Annotated in this window: 22 protein-coding genes and 1 other RNA gene; 5 read left to right on the top strand and 18 right to left on the bottom strand. The window is 72.4% G+C overall.

Going from position 1 to position 21,117, the window contains the following annotated elements:
• Positions 1-2: 2 nt before the first annotated feature.
• From nrfD to I4I82_RS27075, 8 genes are all read right to left on the bottom strand, one after another.
• The gene (nrfD, locus tag I4I82_RS27110) at positions 3-1,034 is read right to left on the bottom strand and encodes an NrfD/PsrC family molybdoenzyme membrane anchor subunit (RefSeq protein WP_226370266.1); all 1,032 of its coding nucleotides are present in this window, start codon (positions 1,032-1,034) and stop codon (positions 3-5) included.
• Positions 1,031-2,008, bottom strand: a complete 978-nt coding sequence (locus tag I4I82_RS27105) for a 4Fe-4S dicluster domain-containing protein (protein WP_218590255.1) — start codon at positions 2,006-2,008, stop codon at positions 1,031-1,033. The genes nrfD and I4I82_RS27105 overlap by 4 nt, the downstream gene beginning before the upstream one ends.
• Positions 2,005-5,265 carry a formate dehydrogenase gene (fdh, locus tag I4I82_RS27100; RefSeq protein WP_225920695.1) on the bottom strand — a complete coding sequence of 1,087 codons (3,261 nt, stop codon included), beginning with the start codon at positions 5,263-5,265 and terminating at the stop codon, positions 2,005-2,007. Before fdh ends, I4I82_RS27105 begins: the two co-directional genes overlap by 4 nt.
• A gap of 3 nt (positions 5,266-5,268) precedes the next feature.
• Positions 5,269-5,556, bottom strand: a complete 288-nt coding sequence (locus tag I4I82_RS27095) for a hypothetical protein (protein ID WP_226370265.1) — start codon at positions 5,554-5,556, stop codon at positions 5,269-5,271.
• 92 nt (positions 5,557-5,648) lie between these two features.
• Positions 5,649-6,134: a cytochrome c oxidase assembly protein gene (locus I4I82_RS27090; protein ID WP_226370264.1), complete on the bottom strand. Its 486-nt coding sequence runs from the start codon at positions 6,132-6,134 to the stop codon at positions 5,649-5,651.
• Positions 6,131-6,724 (bottom strand): hypothetical protein, encoded by a 594-nt coding sequence (locus I4I82_RS27085; RefSeq protein ID WP_218590250.1) that lies wholly within the window; start codon positions 6,722-6,724, stop codon positions 6,131-6,133. The genes I4I82_RS27090 and I4I82_RS27085 overlap by 4 nt, the downstream gene beginning before the upstream one ends.
• Positions 6,721-8,370, bottom strand: a complete 1,650-nt coding sequence (locus I4I82_RS27080; RefSeq protein WP_218590249.1) for a cytochrome c oxidase subunit I — start codon at positions 8,368-8,370, stop codon at positions 6,721-6,723. The genes I4I82_RS27085 and I4I82_RS27080 overlap by 4 nt, the downstream gene beginning before the upstream one ends.
• Positions 8,371-8,482: 112 nt before the next feature.
• A complete protein-coding gene (locus tag I4I82_RS27075; RefSeq protein ID WP_218590248.1) occupies positions 8,483-9,142 on the bottom strand; it encodes a cytochrome c oxidase subunit II in 660 nt (219 codons plus the stop codon).
• A gap of 246 nt (positions 9,143-9,388) precedes the next feature.
• Between I4I82_RS27075 and I4I82_RS27070 the strand changes: the two genes are divergently transcribed.
• On the top strand, positions 9,389-10,075 hold the full coding sequence (locus I4I82_RS27070; protein WP_218590247.1) for a hypothetical protein: 687 nt from the start codon (positions 9,389-9,391) through the stop codon (positions 10,073-10,075).
• A gap of 73 nt (positions 10,076-10,148) precedes the next feature.
• On the opposite strand, the gene I4I82_RS27065 is transcribed toward I4I82_RS27070, so the two are convergent.
• The 7 genes from I4I82_RS27065 to I4I82_RS27035 form a co-directional block, all read right to left on the bottom strand.
• Entirely contained in the window at positions 10,149-11,777 is a 1,629-nt protein-coding gene (locus I4I82_RS27065) for a BCCT family transporter (protein WP_226370263.1), read from the bottom strand.
• Positions 11,778-11,805: 28 nt separating this feature from the next.
• Complete coding sequence (locus tag I4I82_RS27060; RefSeq protein WP_218590246.1) at positions 11,806-12,255, bottom strand: hypothetical protein; 450 nt, start codon at positions 12,253-12,255, stop codon at positions 11,806-11,808.
• 51 nt (positions 12,256-12,306) lie between these two features.
• Positions 12,307-12,450, bottom strand: a complete 144-nt coding sequence (locus tag I4I82_RS27055) for a hypothetical protein (protein ID WP_218590245.1) — start codon at positions 12,448-12,450, stop codon at positions 12,307-12,309.
• A 160-nt stretch (positions 12,451-12,610) separates the two neighbouring features.
• Positions 12,611-13,963 carry a sensor histidine kinase gene (locus I4I82_RS27050; RefSeq protein ID WP_308112835.1) on the bottom strand — a complete coding sequence of 451 codons (1,353 nt, stop codon included), beginning with the start codon at positions 13,961-13,963 and terminating at the stop codon, positions 12,611-12,613.
• An 11-nt stretch (positions 13,964-13,974) separates the two neighbouring features.
• Entirely contained in the window at positions 13,975-14,661 is a 687-nt protein-coding gene (locus I4I82_RS27045; protein ID WP_218590244.1) for a response regulator, read from the bottom strand.
• A 65-nt stretch (positions 14,662-14,726) separates the two neighbouring features.
• Positions 14,727-14,945 (bottom strand): hypothetical protein, encoded by a 219-nt coding sequence (locus I4I82_RS27040; protein WP_218590243.1) that lies wholly within the window; start codon positions 14,943-14,945, stop codon positions 14,727-14,729.
• Between the two features lie 144 nt (positions 14,946-15,089).
• Complete coding sequence (locus I4I82_RS27035) at positions 15,090-15,410, bottom strand: hypothetical protein (protein ID WP_218590242.1); 321 nt, start codon at positions 15,408-15,410, stop codon at positions 15,090-15,092.
• A 718-nt stretch (positions 15,411-16,128) separates the two neighbouring features.
• On the opposite strand from I4I82_RS27035, the gene I4I82_RS27030 reads away from it, so the two are divergent.
• The 3 genes from I4I82_RS27030 to I4I82_RS27020 all read left to right on the top strand — a co-directional run bounded on the left by I4I82_RS27030 (position 16,129) and on the right by I4I82_RS27020 (position 18,669).
• Positions 16,129-16,329: a hypothetical protein gene (locus I4I82_RS27030; RefSeq protein WP_218590241.1), complete on the top strand. Its 201-nt coding sequence runs from the start codon at positions 16,129-16,131 to the stop codon at positions 16,327-16,329.
• Positions 16,326-16,727 carry a type II toxin-antitoxin system VapC family toxin gene (locus I4I82_RS27025; RefSeq protein ID WP_218590240.1) on the top strand — a complete coding sequence of 134 codons (402 nt, stop codon included), beginning with the start codon at positions 16,326-16,328 and terminating at the stop codon, positions 16,725-16,727. The genes I4I82_RS27030 and I4I82_RS27025 overlap by 4 nt, the downstream gene beginning before the upstream one ends.
• Positions 16,728-17,439: 712 nt before the next feature.
• Positions 17,440-18,669: an IS256 family transposase gene (locus I4I82_RS27020; RefSeq protein WP_218596478.1), complete on the top strand. Its 1,230-nt coding sequence runs from the start codon at positions 17,440-17,442 to the stop codon at positions 18,667-18,669.
• Between the two features lie 210 nt (positions 18,670-18,879).
• Here I4I82_RS27020 and rnpB read toward each other — a convergent pair.
• The 3 genes from rnpB to I4I82_RS27005 all read right to left on the bottom strand — a co-directional run bounded on the left by rnpB (position 18,880) and on the right by I4I82_RS27005 (position 20,292).
• Positions 18,880-19,285: RNase P RNA component class A (rnpB, locus tag I4I82_RS27015), an RNA gene on the bottom strand.
• 159 nt (positions 19,286-19,444) lie between these two features.
• Positions 19,445-19,618 carry a hypothetical protein gene (locus tag I4I82_RS27010; protein WP_218593567.1) on the bottom strand — a complete coding sequence of 58 codons (174 nt, stop codon included), beginning with the start codon at positions 19,616-19,618 and terminating at the stop codon, positions 19,445-19,447.
• Positions 19,618-20,292, bottom strand: coding sequence for an HAD family hydrolase (locus I4I82_RS27005; RefSeq protein ID WP_218593568.1), 675 nt, complete (start codon positions 20,290-20,292; stop codon positions 19,618-19,620). The genes I4I82_RS27010 and I4I82_RS27005 overlap by 1 nt, the downstream gene beginning before the upstream one ends.
• A 53-nt stretch (positions 20,293-20,345) precedes the next feature.
• Between I4I82_RS27005 and I4I82_RS27000 the strand changes: the two genes are divergently transcribed.
• A complete protein-coding gene (locus tag I4I82_RS27000) occupies positions 20,346-21,110 on the top strand; it encodes a sulfite exporter TauE/SafE family protein (RefSeq protein ID WP_218593569.1) in 765 nt (254 codons plus the stop codon).
• Positions 21,111-21,117: the final 7 nt, after the last annotated feature.

Genomic DNA, 21,117 nt, shown 5'->3' with positions numbered 1-21,117 from the left:
TGTCAGGCACCGGCGGCCGCCTCCCGGGCGCGGGCACGCTCGCGCTGGGGCACGACCGTGTAGCGCGGGTCCCGCGCGGACTCCATGCCGCCGTGGAAGATCCCCCACCGGGTGGCCGCCGAGGCGGCGACGAGCGCGGCGCCGGACACCGCGGATGCCAGGCGGCTGCGCCGGCCCAGCACCGCGCCGGCGGCTCCGGCCACGGACAGCGCCTCGCCGGCGCGGACGTAGCGGCCGCCCCTTCCGGAGCGGTAGGGCTCGGCGACCATGCCGATGCGCCGCCTCATCCGCTCGAAGACCCCGAGCTCAGCCGCGACACCGAGCAGCGCCAGGACGCGCGCCGGCCCCTGCTCCCGCAGGGGCGCGCCGAGCAGGCCCACACCTCCCGCCGCCGTCGCGGCGGACCCGACGAAGACGTAGGGCATCTCCCGGTGCCCGTCGTGCCAGGCGGGCACCGCCGTGTCGCTGATCAGGGCCGCGGTGTAGGAGGCGACCGCCGGGCCGAGGGCGGCGGCCCCGGCGGTCGCCGCCGAGCCGACGCGGGGCAGCCGTCCGGTGAGCTCCGAGGCGGCCGCGACCCCGGCCAGGGGCACGTAGCCCGCGAGCAGCCACGACCCGACGCTCATCGGCGAGGTCACCTTGAACACCCGCAGCATGTGCAGGAACCGCTTGGGCTGCCCGAGGTCGTGGACGAGCGCCACGAGCGAGAGCAGGCCGCCGCCGACGGCCGCGACCTTGCCCGTACGCGCCAGCTCCGGCCGGCCGGTCAGCTGGGCCCCGGCGGCCAGCACCGAGGACGCGCCCGCGAGCCCGCCGAGGAACAGGTAGCCGGGGACGTCGGGCGACTCCCAGACCGGCGGGTTGAGCACCGGCTTGCCGTAGTAGGACTGGAACTCCGCGCGCGGCACCATGGGCTGCTCGCGCTCGCGCCTGTCCCGCCCGCGCCGCCCCTGACCGTCCACGGCGCCGGTGGTCGCCTCGCGGTCGGGACGGGCACCCCGCACGCCGTCACGCGTGACGTCCGAGCCGCTCACCGGACCCGCCCTCCCAGGAACGCCGCTACGGCGCCACCGACCAGCGCCAGCGCGGCCCCGCCGACGTGGCGCCACATCGCCGGCAGGTCGCGGGTGGTGACGACCGGGTCCGGCGGCAGGCCGTAGACCTCCGGCTCGTCGAGCAGCAGGAAGAAGGCACCGTCGCCGCCGACGCCGTCGTCCGGGTCGTGGCCGTAGAGCCGGGCGTCGCCGACACCGACGTCGTGCAGCTGCCGCACCCGGGCGTCGGCGCGCTCGCGCAGCTCGTCGAGGGGCCCGAACTGGATCGAGTTCGTCGGGCACGCCTTGGCGCACGCGGGCTCCTGGCCGACCCCGAGGCGGTCGTAGCACAGGGTGCACTTCCAGGCGCGCCCGTCCTCCTTCCGCTGGTCGATGACGCCGTAGGGACAGGCGGGGATGCAGTAACCGCAGCCGTTGCAGATGTCCTCCTGCACGACGACCGTGCCGAACTCGGTGCGGAACAGTGACCCCGTCGGGCAGACGTCGAGACAGGCGGCGTGCGTGCAGTGCTTGCACACGTCCGAGGACATCAGCCACCGGAACTCGTCCGGGTGGCCGGGGTCCGTGGGAGTGGCGGGCGACTCCGCCGGAGGTGTGGCCGAGCCGCGCGCGGCCATCGCGAGCACGTCCGTGTCGCCGTGCAGGCCACCGTCGTGGTGCAGACCGGGGTCCTGCGCCCCCAGCGGCCGGCGCTGTTCGATGAACGCGACGTGGCGCCAGGTGTCGGCACCGAGGCCGACGGTGTTGTCCATCGACATGCCGGTGAAGGCGAGCCCGTCCTCGGGGATCGCGTTCCACGTCTTGCACGCGACCTCGCACGCCTTGCAGCCGATGCAGACCGAGGTGTCGGTGAAGAACCCCATCCGGGGCGGGTGCTCGCCGTACCCGCCGAGCGCGGCCGGGTCGGCGTCGCCCGCCGGCGCGGTGGGCACGTCGGTGCGGTCCGTGGTCATGCGTCCAACCCCGTCTCCTCGGTGATGCCCGCGCGGCGCCGCCACTCGGCGACGAGCTCGACGCGGGCGGGCCCGCGCGGCCGGCGGCCCGGGCGGATGTCGCAGGACAGCGCCTTGGTCTCCATGATGTGGACGTTCGGGTCCATCACCAGGCTGGTCAGCTCGTTGGCCGCGTCGCCCGTGACCAGCCCGTTGCCGCCCCAGTGGTAGGGCAGCCCGACCTGGTGCACGACGGCGCCCTGCACCCGCAGCGGCGTGATCCGGTCGGTCACCATGACGCGTGCCTCGATGGCGTTGCGGGCCGAGATCACCGTGGCCCAGTCGCCGTGGCGCAGACCGCGCTCGGCGGCCAGCTCCGGGGAGACCTCGCAGAACGGGTCGGGCGCGAGTTCGGCCAGGTAGGGTGACCAGCGGCTCATCCCGCCCGCCGTGTGGTGCTCGGCGATGCGGTAGGTCGTGAGCACGAAGGGGTACGTGTCCGCCCCCGGCTCGTCGCCGCTGGGCTGGAAGCGGTCCTCAGGGTGCACCACGGACCGGATCTGGCGCGCCGGGTTGCGCTGCTGCCCGTACAGCGGGTTCGCCACCGGCGACTCCTGCGGCTCGTAGTGGGCCGGGAGCGGACCGTCGGTGAGGCCCGCCGGGGCGTAGAGCCACGCCTTGCCGTCGGCCTGCATGATGAACGCGTCGGTCCCCGACAGCGCGGCCACGCCCTGTGCGTCGTCGGGCGGGACGTGGTCGGGCGCGGTCGTGGGCGAGAAGTCCGGCACGTCGTGGCCGACCCACTTCCCCTGCTCACCGCCCCACCAGATGTAGGCCTTGCGCTCGCTCCACGGGGTCCCGTCCGGTGCGGCCGAGGCCCGGTTGTAGAGGATGCGACGGTTGAGCGGCCACGCCCAGCCCCACTCCGGGGCCACCCAGCTCTGCTCGGCGCCCGGCTTGCGCCGCGCCGTCTGGTTGACGCCGTCGGCGTAGGAGCCGCAGTAGATCCAGCAGCCGCTGACCGTGCTGCCGTCGTCGGCGAGCTGCTGGTAGGTCGACAGCGGGGTGCCGTCGGCGTCCCAGCCGCTGATCTCCGAGAGGACGGCCTCGGCCTCCGGCTCGTCGAGCGGGCCCTTCGTCGGCAGATCCCAGGTGAGATCGACGACCGGCCGGTCCATCTCCTCGGTGCTGCCCGCGAGCTTCTCCCGGATGATCCGCCCCAGGTGGTAGGTGAACCAGAGGTCGCTGCGGACGTCGGCCTCCGGCTCGACGGCCTGGTGGTGCCACTGCAGCATCCGCTGGGTGTTGGTGAAGCTGCCGTCCTTCTCGGTGTGCGCAGCGGCGGGCAGGAAGAACACCTCGGTGCCGATGTCCTCGGTCCGCAGCTCGCCCGTCTCGATCTCGGGCCCGTCCTTCCAGAACGTGGCCGACTCGATCATGTTGAGGTCGCGCACCACGAGCCACTCGAGGTTGGCCATCCCCAGCCGCTGCATCTTGGCGTTAGCCGACCCCACGGCCGGGTTCTCACCGAGCAGGAAGTACCCGGTGCACTCCCCGGCGAGCTGGGCCATCACCGTCTCGAACGTGCTGTGGCTGCCGGTCAGCCGCGGCAGGTAGCCGAAGCAGAAGTCGTTCTCCGGCCCGGCCGCCGGGCCCCAGTAGGCCTTCAGCAGGCTCACCAGGTAGGCGCTCAGCTCCGACCAGAACCCCTTCTCCGCCTTCTCGCTCTCGACGAACCCCGCGAGGTCGGCCGCCGAGGACGCGTGCGGCATCGGGATGTAGCCGGGCAGCAGGTTGAACAGCGTCGGGATGTCCGTGCTGCCCTGGATGCTGGCGTGCCCGCGCAGGGCGAGGATCCCCCCACCCGGCCGGCCGATGTTGCCCAGCAGCGTCTGCAGGATCGATGCGGTCCGGATGTACTGCACGCCGACCGTGTGGTGGGTCCAGCCCACGGAGTAGGCGAACGCACTGGTGCGGTCGGGCCCGCTGTTGTCCTCCAGCAACCGGCACACCTCCAGGAACGTCTCCTGCGGCACGCCGCAGGTCTGCTCGACGACCTCGGGGGTGTAGCGGCTGAAGTGGCGCTTGAGGATCTGGAAGACGCACCGCGGGTGCTGCAGCGTCTCGTCGGCGCGGAAGTCACCGGTGATGCCCGCCCCGCCCGAACCGTGCGACTCCCCGTGCGCGGCGCCCTCCGCGTCGTCGTCCTCGGAGAGGCGCTGCGATGCGGCCTGCTCGCGCTGCCCGGACGCGGCCTGGACGGTCCCGCCCTCGTACTGCCAGGACGCGACGTCGTAGGACCGGCTCTCCGGGTCGAAGCCCGAGAACAGGCCGTCGAGGTCCTCGGTGTCACGGAAGTCCTCGCCCACGATCGTCGCGGCGTTCGTGTAGGCCACGACGTAGTCGTGGAAGTACCGGTCGTTCTGCAGGACGTGGTTGACGATGCCGCCGAGGAACGCGATGTCGGTGCCGGCGCGCAGCGGCACGTGCAGGTCGGCCACGGCGCTGGTGCGCGTGAAGCGCGGGTCGACGTGGATGAGCTTGGCCCCCCGCGCCTTCGCCTCCATCACCCACTGGAAGCCGACCGGGTGGCACTCGGCCATGTTGGAGCCCTCGATGAGGATGCAGTCGGCGTTCTGCAGGTCCTGCTGGAAGGTGGTCGCGCCACCGCGACCGAAGCTGGTCCCCAGACCGGGGACGGTGGAGGAGTGTCAAATACGGGCCTGGTTCTCGATCTGCACGGCGCCCAGCGCCGTGAACAGCTTCTTGATGAGGTAGTTCTCCTCGTTGTCCAGCGTGGCACCGCCCAGGCTCGCGAAGCCCATGGTCCGCCGGACCCGCTTGCCCTCGTGCTCCCACTGCCAGCCGCGTCGCCTGCTGTCGATCACGCGGTCGGCGATCATGTCCATCGCGGTGGTGAGGTCGAGGTTCTCCCACTCCGTGCCGCCGGGGCGGCGGTAGCGCACCGTGCTCTCCCGCCGCGGGCTGGTGGTGAGCTGCAGGCTCGAGGAGCCGCGCGGGCACAGCCGTCCGCGGCTGACCGGGGAGTCCGGGTCGCCCTCGATCTGGGTGACCTCGCCGTCCTGCACCGAGACGTTCTGCCCGCAGCCCACGGCGCAGAACGGGCACACCGACTTGACCACCCGGTCGGCCGTCACGGTGCGCGGCTGCAGCGCCGAGCTCGCCCGGCTCTTCACCGCGTCCCCCCGGCCCAGCGGGTCCCCGTCGGCGAGCTGCCGGTACACCGGCCACGACCGGATCCAGTCCCCCACGCCCATCGGCTACTCCCTCTCCTCGCGGGCGGCGCCGGCGCGCCGCTGCTGTCCGTCGGCGGCCACGCGGGCGGCGATCCACTCGTGCACCACCTGCTTGCTCGTCGGGTTCTCGTGCGGCGGCGACACCAGGTGCTGCGGGGCCGCTTGCTCACCCGGGCGCGGCGCCGTGCCGTCGGAGGAATGCCCCCCGTCGGTCGGCCGGCCCGTACCGACCAGGTACGCCTGGCCGGCCGGCACCCCCGTACGGCGGCCGATGTCCCGATGGTCCTCGCCCCGCGCGAGCAGCTCGCGCACCCGCCTCCTCGTCACCACCGGTGCGGGCTTCCCGTTCGTCGGAGCCCTAATCGCACCGGACCTGACGATCGTCTTCCGGGCCGGCGCGGCCCTCACAGTGCGGCGGCCTGCTCCTCCTCGCGGACGATCCACCGCCAGGTGACACCCATCGCCACGAGCGCGAGCGGCAGCATGCCCACGATCATCGCCAGGCCTCCCGCGCCGTCGCCGCGGGCGACGACCCAGACGCCGGCGAGGTCCAGCACCGGTGCCGCGGTGAACAGGTAGAGCACCTGCCGGGGCTCGGACAGGCGGCGGCCACCGAAGACCGGCCACCAGAACAGCACGGCGCCCGCCAGCATCAGCAGGTGTGCGGCGGTGCTCGCGGCCGACAGCGGCGGCAGCCCGTGGGTGCCGACGGTGACGGCGGCGTGCAGCACGGCGAACCCGGGGAGCGCGAGCACCGCGGGCGGGGCGACGCGGTCGAGGACCCCGGCCGGGCGCAGTGCGACCGCGAGCAGCGGTGCCACGACGGAGACCAGCAGGCCCATCCCGGCCATGTGCGCCAGGTGTGCCAGGTGTCCGGGGTGCCCGCTCACCGGCCGCGCCGGCGGACCAGCTCACGCACGACGCGCGCCGCGATCACGGCGAGCCCGGCGCGGCGGACCGGGCCCGCGCCCGGGGCGGGGGTGTCAGGAGGCCGGGGCGGCGGCCCGTGGGCCGCGTGCCCGGCGGGTACCGGCACCGAGGTGCCCAGGGCCGTCCCCGTGTACCCGGGCGTTGCGGCGCGGTGCGGCTCGGTCCCGTCCGGCACGGCGGGCCACGGGCGCACCCCGCTCCGGATCCGCTCACCGCGCAGCAGCCACGCCGCGAGGAGCAGCGGCTGCAGGCCGATCAACGCCAGCGGCCAGCCGTAGACCAGGCCCAGCCCGCCGAGGGTCACCCCCAGCGCGACGAGAGCCGCCTCCCGTCCGTGCCGGGCCGTGCGCAGCTGCTGGCCGCCGGCGCCCCGCCGGGCGGCCAGCAGCACCGCCAGCCCGAAGGAGCCGAGGATCACCAGGGCGGCGGCGTAGAGGACGATGGAGATCGGCTCCGGTGTGTAGCCCACCAGCACCCCGGCGAGCACCCCGTTGGCCGTGACCCAGCCGCCCACCACGAGGTGCAGGGGCCGCGTCGGCACCGCGCTCATCCGCCCACGCTCCCGGCCGCCCGCTCCCGCTCGTGCCGCAGGTCGAGCAGCGGGGCGTAGCTACGGACGGGCGGCACCGGAAAGCGCTCGGTGAAGTTGAGCGGGGGCGGCGGCGACGACGTCGCCCACTCCAGCGTGTGGCCCTGCCACGGGTCCGGCGGAGCGGGGCGCCGGGCACGGACCGACACGACCAGGTCGACGACGAACACCAGCGTGCCCACCGCGAGCAGGCCGGCTCCGATCGTGGCCAGCAGGTTGAGGAAGCCGAACCCGTCCTCGGGCAGGTAGCTCGGGATCCTGCGGGGCATGCCGTGCAGCCCGAGGAGGAACATCGGGAAGAACGTCAGGTTCGTCCCGACCACCCAGAGCCAGAAGTGGGTCTTCCCGAGGCCCTCGCGCAGCAGGATCCCCGTCGCCTTGGGGAACCAGAAGTAGAAGCCCGCGAAGAAGCCGAACAGGCTCCCGGCGGCCAGCGTGTAGTGCCAGTGGGCCACGATGAAGTAGGTGTCGTGGATGTCGTAGTCGACCGAGGGCGTGCCCGTCATGATCCCGGTCAGCCCACCCACGAGGAACTGCGGGATGAAGGCCAGCGCGAACAGCATGGGCGTGTCGAAGCGCAGGCGGCCCCCGCTGACCGTGCCCAGCAGCCCGAAGTACTCCAGCCCCGCCGGGACCAGCAGCAGGATCGACGTCAGCGAGTAGTAGTCGTTCTCCGCCTGCCCGGTGGTGAACATGTGGTGCCCCCAGACGCTCATCGAGAGCGCGGCGAACGTCAGCAGGGAGACGACGGTGATCCGGTAGCCGAAGAACCGCCGGCCGGAGAAGGTGGCCAGGACCTCGGCGACCGCGCCCACGAACGGGAAGAACATCACGTACACCACCGGGTGGCCGAAGAACCAGAAGACGTGCTGGTAGCCGATGTTCCACGCGTTCTCGGTGAACAGGTCGGGGTTCATCCGGCCCAGAGCGAGGATCCCCATCGACACCAGCAGGGCAGGGAAGGCGCCGACCGCCATCAGGTTGGTGGCCACGGTCGACCACGTGAAGACCGGCATGCGCAGCATGGTCATGCCGGGCCCGCGCTTGAGGAGGGTGGTCCAGAGCACGGTCGCCGACATGATCAGCAGGCCGGTCCCGGCGAGGGTGACGCCGAGGATCCACAGGTCCACGCCCGGGCCGGGTGTGTAGCGCGTTCCCGCCAGCGGCGGGTAGGAGTACCAGCCGTGGTCGGCCGCGCCCGACGAGGTGGCGAAGCCCGACAGCATCGTGACGGCGCCGGCCAGGTACAGGTAGTAGGCCACGAGCGTGGCGCGGGGGGCCGCGACGTTGGTGGTGCCGATCTGCAGCGGGACCAGGTACAGGCCCAGCCCGATCGCGTACGGGGTCATGACCAGGTAGATCATCCCCGACCCGTGCATGGTGAAGAACTGGTTGTAGGTGTCGTTGTCCAGCACCTCGAGCTCGGGCTGGGCGAGCTGCGTGCGGATCGTCAGAGCGAGGGCGCCGATCACCAGCAGCAGCACGGTCGCCGTGCCCAGGGTCAGCAGCCCGATGCGCTTGTGGTCGGTCGTGGTCAGCCAACCGACGATCCCTCCTCGGGAGGCGCGGGGTTCCCCGTCCGCCACAGGGCCCTCGGACTCCGTCATGTGTTCCTCCCCCGCGCCCGCGGTGCCTCGGCTCTCGTGGGGGGCGCGCCAGCGCTTTCCCGGCGGGAGCGCGACCAAACCCCGGCAACCACCCGACCCGCCGACCGGCCGGTCACACCGCCGGGCCGGTACCGCCGGAGACCAGCCACTGCTGGTACTGATCGGGCGGCACGGCCTGCACCACGAACTCCATGTCCACGTGGTGGGTGCCGCAGAACTCCGAGCACCGGCCGGGCCAGCGGCCCTCCGGGAACACCATCGTGAGCGCGTTGACGTGGTCGGGGTAGGCGTCCCGCTTGAGGCCGAGGTCCACCACCCAGAACGAGTGCACGACATCGCGGGAACGCAGGGCGAACTCGACCGGCTCGCCCGCCGGCACGACGAGGACGGGACGGTCCCCCCGGTCGCAGCTGCCCGTGACCTCCACGGGGGTGTCGCGGTAGCCGAACTCCCAGCACCACCGGAAGGCCTCGACGTCGATCTGCGCCGCCGCCGGCCGGTCCTCCGCGACCGCCACGCCGGCACCGCCGCCGAGCTCCTGGTTGGACTGGATGCTGACCCACACCAGGAACGCCGCGACCCCGCTGAGGACGATCGCCGTCCCGATCTCGAGAGGGTTGTTCTCCGAGGCCGCGAACGGCAGGTGGTCCCGCTTGCGGGCGCGGTTGCGCACCAGCGCGACGAGCAGCACGCCGCACACCACGACGAACACCCCGGCTGCGATCACGAGCTGCAGCGTGAAGACCCGCTCGAAGACCTCGCGGTAGAACATCGATCCCCCAACCGGGCGCGCCCTCGCCCGAGCGATTCAGGCCCATCGGGGCTTCCCGCCCCGGACGGTCCGAAACCCGCACTGCTGCGGCCCTCCGACCCCTGTCGTCGACGGCGGTCCGGCGCCGTGAGCCGCGCGACAGTCACGGATCGGTCACGGGACGTTCGAGCGCCGACAGGGCGGACACCCCCACACGACCTGCCGCCAGGTGGGCACGAACCGAAGCACATCGACAAGGAGGACGACATGTCCACAGATCCGGGACCGGGCGCCACCCGGGTCGGCGCGAGGGGCGCAGCCGCACACGACGGCTCGCACGCCCGCGCCGGCACCGACCACCACACCGATCCGACCCTCACGAACTCGCCCGTCACGCACCCGGCCACGGCTGCGCCCGTCGGCGACGTGCGGCACGACCGCATCCGCTGGGGTGCGGTCTGGACCGGCGCACTGACGACGGTGTCGCTCTACGTCGTCCTGCAGCTGTTGTTCTTCGCCCTGGGCTGGCTCGACCTCGGCTTCGACGGCGCGGACAGCGGCACGGCACGGGGGGTGGTGAGCGGGGTCCTCGGCCTCGTCGCGTTCCTCCTGGGCGGCATGGCCGCCGGGGCCTCCGCGCTGTGGCGGCGCGCGAACGACGGCATGATCAACGCCGTCGTCGCGTGGGCCGCCACGGTGGTGACCCTGCTCGTGCTGGCCCTCATCGGCGGCGGAGCACTCCTCGGGTCGCTGGCCGACGTGGCGACGCAGTTCGTGAACCTGCAGAACCCGGCGCCGGGCGTCGACCTCGCCGACGCGGCGCAGACGGCCCGCCAGAGCGCGGGCTGGGCGGCACTGGCCCTCGGCCTGTCCGTCGTCGCGAGCGGGCTCGGTGGCGCGCTCGGCGCGAAGCTGTGGCCCGGACACGGGGAGCGCGACGCCGACCGCCGGTGACGCCGCCGCGACGTCGCGACGCAGGTCGGCCCCGGGATCCGCAGTGGTCCCGGGGCCGACCGCCGCGCGGCGGTCAGGTCTGGCTGCCCGCCCTCGGCGGCGACTCCTGCGCCGGCCGCGGTTCGGCCGTCTGGTGCCGGGCCGGGGCCTCCACGGGCTTCGGGACCCGCTCCCGCCGCAGCCCGACGATCAGCGCGAACATCATCGCGAAGACGAGCAGGAAGATCGGCAGCCCGATCACCGTGATGACCTCCTGGAGGGCGGCCAGCCCGGCCTCCCCGCCCAGCACGATCAGCGAGGCCGCGAGCAGGCCCTCCGAGAGGCCCCAGAACACCCGCTGCCGGACCGGGCCGGCCTCACCGTCGCCCGAGCAGAGCATGTCGACCACCAGCGACGCGGAGTCCGAGGACGTCGCGAAGAACAGCGCCACGACCACGACGGCGATGCCCGAGACGAGGGTGGCGGCCGGGAACTGGTCGAAGAACGCGAACATCGCCAGCGGGACGCTGTCGGCCACGGCCGCGGAGATGGGGCCACCGCTCCCGCCGATGCCGTCGATCTCCATCGCCGACCAGCCGAAGACGACGAACCAGACGAGGGTGAACGCCGCCGGGGCCACCAGGACGCCGCCGACGAACTGGCGGATGGTGCGCCCGCGCGAGATCCGGGCGAGGAACACACCCATGAACGGGGCCCAGGTCACCGTCCACGCCCAGTAGAAGACCGTCCAGCCGGCCTGCCAGCCCCAGCCGCCCTCGTCGGTGAACTGGGCCATCGAGTCGTTCCAGAACGACAGCGGGACGATGTCGCCCGCGTAGATCCCGATGCTCTCGATGAGCTGGCGCAGCAGGAAGACCGTGTCGCCGGCGATCAGGACGAACAGCATCAGGCCGACGGCCATCAGGATGTTGAGGTTGGACAGCCGGCGGACGCCCTTGTCGAGCCCCGCCACGATCGACGCGGTCGCCACGGCGGTCAGCGTCGTGATGATCAGGACCTTCGGCCACACCGCGTCGGGCACGCCGGTCAGCGCGGTCAGCCCGGCGTTGATCTGCGAGGTCCCCAGACCCAGGGAGACCGCCACCCCGAACAGGGTCCCGAGGACGGCGAAGACGTCGATGGTCTTGCCGATCGGGCCGTGGATCTTCTCCTTGAGGAACGGGTAGAAGACCGACGAGACGCGCATCGGCAGGTCGTAGCGGTAGATGAAGTAGCCGAACGCCAGGCCGGGCAGGGTGAAGATCGCCCAGGTGTGCAGGCCCAGGTGGTAGAGCGAGATGCCCATCGCGTCCTGCGAGGCCTCCACGCTGTAGGGCTCCACACCGGCGAACGGCGGCGAGGCGAAGTGCGAGATCGGCTCGGCGACACCCCAGAACATCAGCACGGTGCCGATCCCACCGGCGAACAGCATCGCGAACCACGACAGGTTCGAGTACGCCGGGCGGTCACCGTCCTTCCCGAGCCGCAGGTTGCCGTACCTGCTCGTCGCGACCCAGATGAGGAAGACCAGCCAGCTGGTGACACCCAGGATGAAGAACCACCCGAGGTTCGTCGTGATCCACTCCCGGCCCGCGCCGAACGCGTCACCGATCGGCTGCTGGAACGACAGCAGCAGGACGAGGAACACGACCATCAGGCCGGCGGACCAGAAGAAGATGTGGGGATCGGTCCGCAGACCGAGGCGTCGGGCGAGTCTGTCCACGGGTCGCGCTCCCTTCCGTACGATCAGGTCAAGCGGTCGTGCCGGAATCCACGGCCACCGGTCGGCCCGCGACCACCGCGACCCGGCGGAGGCGGACGGCCGCCGGGTCGGTCGCACGGGTGAGCCTCGCGTCGACGACGGAGGCGGGCAGGGCCCTGCTGCTGGCCGGGGTGATGACGTGGGCGTAGTAGCGGAACAGCACGTCCTCCTCCTCGGCTGCGAGGTGACCGGAGGGGGCGACGGGTGCGCCCTCCACGGCCCGCCGGATCACCGCGAGCACCAGCCGGTGCCCCGGGTACAGCCAGGAACGGGCGAGCGGCGCGAGCCGTTCGGTCCCGTCCGCTTCGACGACGATCGAGACCCACGCCGGACGGTCGACGTCGTCGACGTAGACCGCGGCGACCGGCCCGATCGTCTGGCCGTCCCCGGAGTAGGCGGTCGCCAGGAGGAGGCGGTCGAGCTGGTCATCGGAATGCACCGTCCGAATGTAGGCACCGGGCTCGACGGACGCCCGCTGCGTGGCGGATCGTCAGCTCGTCGTCAGGTTGGCGCGCACCCCGCGTCGGCAGGGCTCGTCGACGGTGGTGCGGTCGACGGTGGTGCGGTCGACGGTGGTCCGGTCGACGGTGGCACGTCCGGGACCGGCATCGGCGTCGTGGAGGGCGGCGGGCACGGAGCGGAGGGGTCGTCCGGCCGCTCGACCACCGTCGGCGCCGGTTGCGGCGGGACGGTGGAGAACGGTTCCAGCGGCCGGGGGGCGTCGTCCACGCCCACCCCGCACCCGGATCCGACCGCGGCCATGACCACAGCAGCCAGGACGAGCCGGTAGCGGGTCATCCCGGCGCCTCCGGCAGCTCGACGACGAAGCGCGCTCCCCCACCCGGCCGGTCCTCGACCCACACCGCACCGTCGTGGTACCGGACGTGCTGGGCCACCAGCGCCAGCCCCAGGCCGCTGCCCCCGTCGCCGCCCCGGCGCCCGGACTCGGCACCACGCGCGAACCGCTCGAACACCACCTCGCGGTACTGCTCGGCCACCCCCGGCCCGGCGTCGTCCACCTCGACGCGGGCGCGGCCGCCGCGGCGCAGCACCGCCACGCGCACCGGGCCACCGCCGTAGCGGTCGGCGTTGTCCAACAGGTTGGCCACCACCCGGTCGAGCCGGCGCCGGTCCCCCTGCACGATCGGCGCGGGATCGGCAGCCTCGACGACCGGCCGCCGCGTGGGCGAGCGGACCCCGACGACGTGGCCGACGAGGTCGACGAGGTCGACGGACTCGCTGGGGCCGTCGTCACGGTCACCGGAGATCTCCAGCAGGTCCACGACCATGCGCTGGAACCGTCCGGTCTCCCCGAGCAGCAGGTCCAGCGCCCGACCCGCGACGCCGGAGATCTCGGCACGGCGACGCACGAGCACCTCCGCCGCGTTCGCCATCGTGGTCAGCGGGGAGCGCAGCTCGTGGCTGACGTCGGCGGCGAAGCGGGCGTCGCGGCGCACCCGGTTCTCCAGCGCCTCGGCGGTCCGGTTGAACGTGACGGCGAGCGGCGCGAGATCGGGGTCGCCCTGCTCGGGCAGGCGGGCAGTGACGTCGCCACCGGCGACGCGCGACGCGGCGGCGGTCAGCTCGGTCAGCGGTCGCAGGGCCCGCCTGCTGGCCCACGCCCCCAGTGCGACCCCGAGCAGCGCGCTCAGGGCGACGCCCGCGGCCAGCACCGTGCTGATGAAGCGGAACACGCGGTCGAGCTGCGAGAGCGGGAACAGCTCGACGTAGGCGGTGCCCGCCGAGCTGACGGGATGGGTGACGGCGAGCACCGGGACCCGGTCCACCACCAGGCGCTGCCGGGCAGGCGTCCCCTGCCGCGCGAGCTCGCGCAGGTCGGACGGCAGCTGCGCGGGATCCACCTGCCGTCCGCTGGTGATCCACCCCTCCGGGCGCCGCAGCAGCACCGTCGACTCCGAGTCGGTGCTCAACCCCGTCAGCAGGTCGCCGAGGCCCTCCGACCCGGACCGCAGCGAGGCGTCCACCAGACGGACGTTGAGCTCGGCCTGCAGGGTCGCGCTGGTCTCGCGCTGGCGCAGCATGTACTCCGACGCGAGGTTCCAGGTGACGGTGGCGAACACTCCCGTGAACAGCAGGGCCCCGAGGCCGAACGCCAGGGCCACGCGCCAGCGCAGGGACAGGTGCACCGGCAGACGGTTCACCCGGGCGGGCCGGACTTGTACCCGCTACCGCGGACGGTCAGCACGCACGTCGGGGAATCGGGGTCGTGCTCGATCTTGCGCCGCAGTCGCCGGATGTGGACGTCGAGCAGGCGGGTGTCGCCGAAGTAGTCGTAGCCCCACACCCTCCGCAGCAGCTCCTCCCGCGTCACGACCCGGCCGCCGGCCTCGGCGAGCTCGAGCAGGAGCCCGAACTCGGTGCGGGTCAGGTGCACCTCCTCGCCGCACCGCCGGACCGTCTCCTCCTCCGGGGAGACCTCCACATCGCCGATGCGCAGCACACGGGGCCCTTCCGGCCCGGGCTGGCGCCGGCGCAGCAGCGAGCGGATCCGCGCGGCCAGCTCGCTGGCCACCAGCGGCTTGGTGACGTAGTCGTCGGCGCCGGCCTCGAGGCCGGCGATCACGTCGGTGGTGTCGGTCCGAGCGGAGACGATGATGATCGGGAGGTCACCGCGCGACCGCAGCAGCCGGCACACCTCGAGCCCGTCGACCCCGGGCAGCATGAGGTCGAGCAGCACCACGTCGACGTCCGTCGTGCCGATCAGGCGCAGCGCCTCCTCGCCCGAGGCCGCCTCCACGACCTCGCAGCCCTCGTCGGCGAGGGCGAGGCCGAGCGCCTGCCGGATGCGCTCGTCGTCCTCGACCAGCAGCAGCCTCGCGTCCATCGTGCCCATCCTCCACGACGCGCCCGCCCTCGACGGCGGACCGTCGAGGCGCCCGTGCCCGGGGCTCACGACGACGCGCCGTCGTGGCGCTGCCACAACCGTTGCGCGGCCAACCGGTGCATCAGCTCCTCGAGCGCACCGTCGGGAACCTGACCGCTCAGCTCCCGCTCGGCCACCCCGACCTCGTGCCGGACGACCGCGCGCGGGAGCAGTGCGGCGAACTCCTGGTCGAGCAGACCGGCGACCCGGTCGGCACAGCCGTGCGGATCCAGACCCACTGGCATCAGTCGCTCCTCTCCTCCGGCTCGATAGTGGCGCACCGGGCACCCGTCGCGGCGAGCCCGGGCCGCGCGGAGCCCTTCCGCAAGCAGATCGTCAGCTCGACCACGGCCGGGACTGCCACGTCCACGCTGTCACGACCGCGCGGTTCACCGGCTGTCGGCGGCGGGATCGCGCGGCACGTCGGGGGTGTCGACCGGGACGTCGAGGACCACGTCACCCGCTCGCGCGAAGCCGAGGACGACCGGATGAGCCCCGACCGGATCGGTGCGCGCAGTCCCGTCAACGCCAGCAGGCGCGTCGTCCTCGTCACCCGCGATGGACGGGACGAAGCGGAACTCCACGTCCAGCACGGAGATCGGGCCGACCTGCCCGACGGCCCCGCCGGCGTGGGTGAGCTGCGTGCTCGTCGCCGCCTCCTGCCCTGCCCCGCACCCTGTCGCGAGCAGCACGAGGACCGCTGCCAGCACGGCGTGGCGGCACGGAGGGTCGATGACCGTCGGGACGGCTGCCGGTTCACGATGGGGGCCCCCTGCGGACGACCGCTGACGGCTGCGGATACCCCCGGCCCGGCCTCGAGGACACGCTGCCGGCCTTGCGATCGGCTGACGACGCCGAGGCCCTCGTCCGCTCCCGCCACGCGAGCCCCGGTCATCGGGTGCGTGCCCGCCTGACGAACGACTGACGATGTCCCGCACCGTCTGGTCGGCACGCGGTCCGCTCGACTAGAACTGGTCCCAGCGGCCGGCGGGCCGGTGACGAGGACCCGGGCACCGGGTGACCGACGTGCGAGGCGACTGGGGAGCTCCCTCGCGGATCGGACACCACTCACCCGGCCACCGGCGGGAAGTCACCACGGTCCGCCGGCCGCTCAAGTCTCCTGTGGGGCACCGCCGAGCACACGCTCGCCCCGACGGAGCCCGGCCACGATCTCCGTTCTCCTGCCGTGCATGTGCCATGAGAGCGATCGCGAAGTGCGTCTCCGCAGCTCGGATCGGCCAGACCTGGAAAGAGCTTCTCGACGCCTGCCGACGTCTCGCGCTGTTCTTCAAGATCATGCGCCAAGACGTGCCATGTGATCTTGGCCAGAGGTTCGGTCCGCAACCGGTCGAGGTGCGCGCCGACGATGGAAGACGCCCCCACCTGCTCAGCGCATGACACGATACGCGGCAGAGACGGAGGCAGCCCATGACCACAACCCCGCAGCAGCCCGACGGATGGCCGGCCGACGACTTCATCTCCACCGAGGAGCTCGTCCGACGCCAGGGGGTCCGGCCCCTCACGTCCGTGACCGACCTGGCGGCCGACGTCGATCCGTTCGAGTCCGACGAGGAGTTCGGCGAGTTCCTCGCCGATCTCTACGCCTCCCGGCGCACCGACAGCGCGTGAGCCTCGTCGTCCTCGACACCGACGTCGCCTCCGCTCTCCTGCGTCGTCGAGCCCCGGAGGGCCTGTCCCTCCGGCTTGCCGGGCAGATCCCGGCCATCACCTTCGTCACCCTCGGCGAGCTGACGAAGTGGACGCTCGTCCGGCGCTGGGGCCCGCGCAGCCTGGCCACGATGCAGACCTTCCTGGCCGGGCTCGTGGTCCTGCCCTACGACCACCGTGTCGCCACCCGCTGGGGCGAGCTCCAGGCCTTCGCTCAGCTGCGCGGGCGACCGAGGCCTGCCAACGACACGTGGATCGCCGCCTGCTGCCTCATACGCGGGCTGCCGCTGGCCACGTTCAACATCAAGGACTTCGCCGACTACGAGCAGCACGAAGGGCTCGACCTCATCCGCGAGTAGTTCGTCGTTCCGCATGCACGCTCGCGCTGACTCCGGTCAGGTCGAAGGAGCCCGAGGAACGCCCCCGTTCCGCATCGACCACGCTCAGGCCACGTCAAGAAGAGTCTCTTCCGACTCGCTGCTCTGCCCTTGTCGCTGCAGGAGTTACTGCTTCGTTGGGCGGAACACGGGCGTCGTGGGCGCGCGGACTCCAACCCGCTGTGCCGGGATCGCCACCGGACCGGCTTCCCGCAGTGGCTTCGCCTGCTCGACTCGGAGCTCCCTTGGTAGCGGCTGCGAGTGTCGCGCCAGCTCATCCTGCTCCCCCGCTGGGAACCCTTCTTCCGCCCGCCCATGACCCCGCCTCGCACCGCACCGTGCCACTTCCCAGGTCGTCGTGGACGCCCTGCGCCCCCACCTCGAGCGGTGGCCCGACTCCGAGGACCGCACCCGCGCCGCCATCGACGCCGTCCTCCGCCCGCCGCACACGCCCCAGCGGACCACTTCCCGACCGGCGGCCACGCCACGGACCACCGCTCGACCACACCGCAGCCACGGTGGCCCGACCCTCGGGTGAGCCCGTACCGATGCTTCCCACATCGCGACGGCCCGGGTCACGTCCCCGCTGGTGGTGTAACTCCCGGCCCGTTCGGCGTGCCTGAGCATGTTGGAGGGGCCACCGCGTGAGTCTCTGCGTGAACCGACCAAGGATCTCGTAGAGAGGTGCCACGCGATGGCCCTGGACCAGTCTGCCCTGCTCGAAGTCCTCGATGCACTCAAGGCCGCCGATGTCGGTGATCGTGTCCGCCAGGCTGCGGAGACGGTTTATCAGGCGTTGATCGAGGCCGAGCTCACCGACGCGATCGGCGCCGGCCGCCACGAGCGTTCCGCGGAACGCAGCAACCAGCGCAACGGGCACCGCACCCGCATGTTGTCGACGACGGCTGGGGATCTGGAGCTGAAGATCCCGAAGCTGCGCACCGGCTCGTTCTTCCCGTCGCTGCTTGAGCGGCGCCGCCGGGTCGATCAGGCGTTGTTCGCGGTGGTGATGGAGGCCTACCTGCACGGCGTGTCCACTCGCAAGGTCGATGACCTGGTCAAGGCGCTCGGCGCCGACACCGGAATCTCCAAGTCCGAGGTCAGCAGGATCTGCGCCGATCTCGACGTCGAGGTCGGCACGTTCCGCGACCGCAGCCTGGCCGAGCAGCAGTTCCCCTACGTCTTCCTCGACGCCACCTACTGCAAGGCCCGGGTCAACCACCGGGTGGTGTCCCAGGCGGTCGTCATCGCCACCGGCGTCCGGGCCGATGGCTGGCGTGAGGTCCTCGGGTTCGCCGTCGGCGACAGCGAGGACGGCGCGTTCTGGACCGCGTTCCTGCGCTCGCTCAAGGCCCGCGGCCTGGGCGGGGTGCAGCTGGTCATCTCTGATGCCCACACCGGGCTCAAGCAGGCCATCTCCGCGGTCCTGATCGGCGCAGCGTGGCAAAGGTGTCGGGTGCATTTCCTGCGCAACGTCCTGGGGACGGTCCCCAAGGGCTCCGCGGAGATGGTGGCCGCGGCGATCCGCACGATCTTCGCTCAACCCGACGCCGGCCATGTCCGCGAGCAGCTCGGAGTGATCGCCGGGATGCTCGGCCGGCAATCGGTCAAGGTCGAGACGATGCTGCGTGACGCCACCGAGGACCTCCTCGCGTTCACCTCGTTCCCGGCCGCGCACTGGAAGAAGATCTGGTCGACCAACCCGCTCGAGCGCCTGAACAAGGAGGTCAAACGCCGCACGGACGTGGTCGGGGTGTTCCCCAACCCCGAAGCCCTGCTCCGGCTGGCCGGCGCGGTCCTGGTCGAGGCCCACGACGAGTGGCAGGCCACCGACCGCCGCTACCTCTCCGAGGCCACCATGGCCCTACTCACCGCCCCCACAACCCAAGAGGGGCTGGCCACCCCGGAACTGATGACGGCATGATCTGAACCGCAGAGACCCCACGGACCGAGTTACACCACCCGGCGGGACGTGACCACAGCCCGCGGGCGATGGATCATGCGTCGAATCGTCCACAGTGGATGAAAGTCCAGCGAGATGGACCATGTTCGACCAAGATCTTCAATTCTCGTGCCATGTGTATGCCATGCGAGCGATCTTGAACTGCGTCTCCGCAGGTCAGATCGGTGAAGTGGGACGAGCTGGCCTGTAAGCCGGATCCTGTGCCCTCCACCCCTCGCGGGGCGGCGGGCGGCGACCATCCATCTAGGCCCGCCGTCACCGACGGGCTCGTGCGACCTACCCGCAGACTCGGACGGGCCGCCCTCGAACGCCTGCGCAGGTCCCGCCGGAGCGGGGCCCTCTTGGTCTTGCTCCGGGTGGGGTTTACCGAGCCACCCCGGTCACCCGGGGTGCTGGTGGTCTCTTACACCACCGTTTCACCCTTACCGCCGGGTCGCCCCGGAGGCGGTCTGTTCTCTGTGGCACTGTCCCGCGGGTCGCCCCGGGTTGCCGTTGACAACCACCCTGCCCTGCGGAGTCCGGACTTTCCTCGGCGACGATCCCGGAGGATCGCCGACGCGGCCGCCCGGCCAGCTCGTCCGCGCGCCCAGTGTAGGGACGCAGTGGCGGGGACGAAGCGAGCGGGTCCGCTCACGGCGCGTGTTCGGATGTTCGACGCCCGACCTGCGCGGTCACCTGTCGTCGTCACGGACGCCGTCGCCGACACGGCCTCGGAGTGGTCGATCGGCTGACCGGGTCACGCACCCGGCCCGTACGGGGTGCCGCAGCGCCAGCAGCGCTCCCCGTCGTCACCCTCGGACGGCATCGCCCCGCACTCCGGGCACAGCCGGTGCAGCCAGCAGACCGGGTCGCCGGGCCCGTCGTCGGCATCGGTGCCGTGGGCAGGGTCGTCGGCAGCGGCGTCGGCCATCAGAAGTGCGTCGTCAGGTCGCGCAGCGAGGCGACGGTGAGCACGGCCGGGTCGTCGACCTCGGCCTCCTCGTGCGCCCACGTGTGCGGGTGCGGCACGAACACCGCGTTCAGCCCCGCGGCGCGGGCGGGGAGGATGTCCGAGCGCGGGGAGTTGCCGATCATCCACGTCGCCGACGGTTCCAGCGCCAGCTCCGCGACGAGCGAGGAGTAGGTCGCCACGTCCTTGCGCGCCACGACGTGCGCGCTGGTGAAGTGGTGCGCGAGCCCGGAGAGCTCGACCTTCGCCAGCTGCTCGGTGGGGTCGCCCTTGGTCATCAGCCGCAGGTCGTGGCGGGTGCCCAGCTCGGTCAGGACATCGGCGACGCCGGGCAGCAGCTCCAGCTCCCGCTGCTGCAGCAGTGCGGCGGCCAGCGCGCCGATCTCGAGGCGCTCGACCTCGGAGACCTGGCGCCCGCGCACGTGCGTGACGCACTCGTGCAGCGACCGCAGGAACACCGCGCTGCCGTAGCCGTGCAGCCTGATGTTGACGGTCTCGATCTCCTCGCGCACCCGGCGGGCGTGGGCCTCGTCGGGGTGGGCGAGCCAGGCGAAGAAGTCCTCCACCACGCGCTCGAACAGGACGTTGTTCTCCCAGAGCGTGTCGTCGGCGTCGAAGATGAGGGTGCTCGGCACGCCCCGACGGTATCCGCTGAGCGGGTCGTCGCGCCGCGGAATACGGTCACGCGGTGATCGACGTGTCGTCGCCGGGTGCAGTGGCCTTCCTGCTCGTGGCCGGGCTGCTGGCGGGCGCGGTCAACGCCGTCGCGGGCGGCGGGTCGCTGCTGGTGTTCCCCGCGCTGCTGGCCGTCGGGTTCCCGCCGCTGGCCGCGAACGTCACCAACTCGGTGGCGCAGTGGCCGGGCTACCTCGGGATCGTCGCGGGCGCCCGCAAGGACCTGCGCGGGCAGGGCAGGCGGATCGCGCTGACCTCCGCCGTCGCGGCGGTCGGGGCGGGCATCGGGTGCGTGCTGCTGCTCGTGCTGCCCGCCTCGGTGTTCGACGCGGTCGTGCCGGTGCTGGTGCTGCTGGCCAGCGCGGTGATGGCGCTGGGCCCGTGGATCAAGCGCCGCATCGGCACGCCCGACGCCGGCGCGCCCGACCGCAACGCCGGCCTGCTCACCGCGGTCTTCCTCGCCGCCATCTACGGCGGCTACTTCGGCGGCGCGCTGGGCGTCATCCTCATCGCGACGCTCTCGCTGTGCGTCGGCGACCACCTGCGCCGCGTCAACGCGCTCAAGGGCCTGCTGTCGCTGGTGGTCGCCACGGTGACGGTCGCGGTCTTCGCGTTCGGCGCGCCCGTCGACTGGCTGGCGGTGGCGCTGCTCGCCCCCACCACGCTGATCGGCGGCTTCCTCGGCGCCCGCGTGGCGCAGCGGCTGCCGGAGAACGTGCTGCGGTGGGCGGTCGTCCTGCTCGGGCTCGGCGTCGGGATCGCGCTGCTCGTGACCTGAGCGGTGG

This window comes from Pseudonocardia oceani, from assembly GCF_019263585.2.
GTDB lineage: Bacteria > Actinomycetota > Actinomycetes > Mycobacteriales > Pseudonocardiaceae > Pseudonocardia > Pseudonocardia oceani.
The sequence above is the reverse complement of the archived record's forward strand: the minus strand, read 5'-3'. Positions and strand labels throughout refer to the sequence as shown.

What these genes read in the sequence shown, in the direction of transcription:
- I4I82_RS27105 (WP_218590255.1), bottom strand. Translation starts at nt 2,008, where the DNA reads ATGACCACGGACCGCACCGACGTGCCCACCGCGCCGGCGGGCGACGCC.
- I4I82_RS27085 (WP_218590250.1), bottom strand. Translation starts at nt 6,724, where the DNA reads ATGAGCGCGGTGCCGACGCGGCCCCTGCACCTCGTGGTGGGCGGCTGG.
- I4I82_RS27080 (WP_218590249.1), bottom strand. Translation starts at nt 8,370, where the DNA reads ATGACGGAGTCCGAGGGCCCTGTGGCGGACGGGGAACCCCGCGCCTCC.
- I4I82_RS27075 (WP_218590248.1), bottom strand. Translation starts at nt 9,142, where the DNA reads ATGTTCTACCGCGAGGTCTTCGAGCGGGTCTTCACGCTGCAGCTCGTG.
- I4I82_RS27070 (WP_218590247.1), top strand. Translation starts at nt 9,389, where the DNA reads ATGTCCACAGATCCGGGACCGGGCGCCACCCGGGTCGGCGCGAGGGGC.
- I4I82_RS27045 (WP_218590244.1), bottom strand. Translation starts at nt 14,661, where the DNA reads ATGGACGCGAGGCTGCTGCTGGTCGAGGACGACGAGCGCATCCGGCAG.
- I4I82_RS27040 (WP_218590243.1), bottom strand. Translation starts at nt 14,945, where the DNA reads ATGCCAGTGGGTCTGGATCCGCACGGCTGTGCCGACCGGGTCGCCGGT.
- I4I82_RS27030 (WP_218590241.1), top strand. Translation starts at nt 16,129, where the DNA reads ATGACCACAACCCCGCAGCAGCCCGACGGATGGCCGGCCGACGACTTC.
- I4I82_RS27020 (WP_218596478.1), top strand. Translation starts at nt 17,440, where the DNA reads ATGGCCCTGGACCAGTCTGCCCTGCTCGAAGTCCTCGATGCACTCAAG.
- I4I82_RS27010 (WP_218593567.1), bottom strand. Translation starts at nt 19,618, where the DNA reads ATGGCCGACGCCGCTGCCGACGACCCTGCCCACGGCACCGATGCCGAC.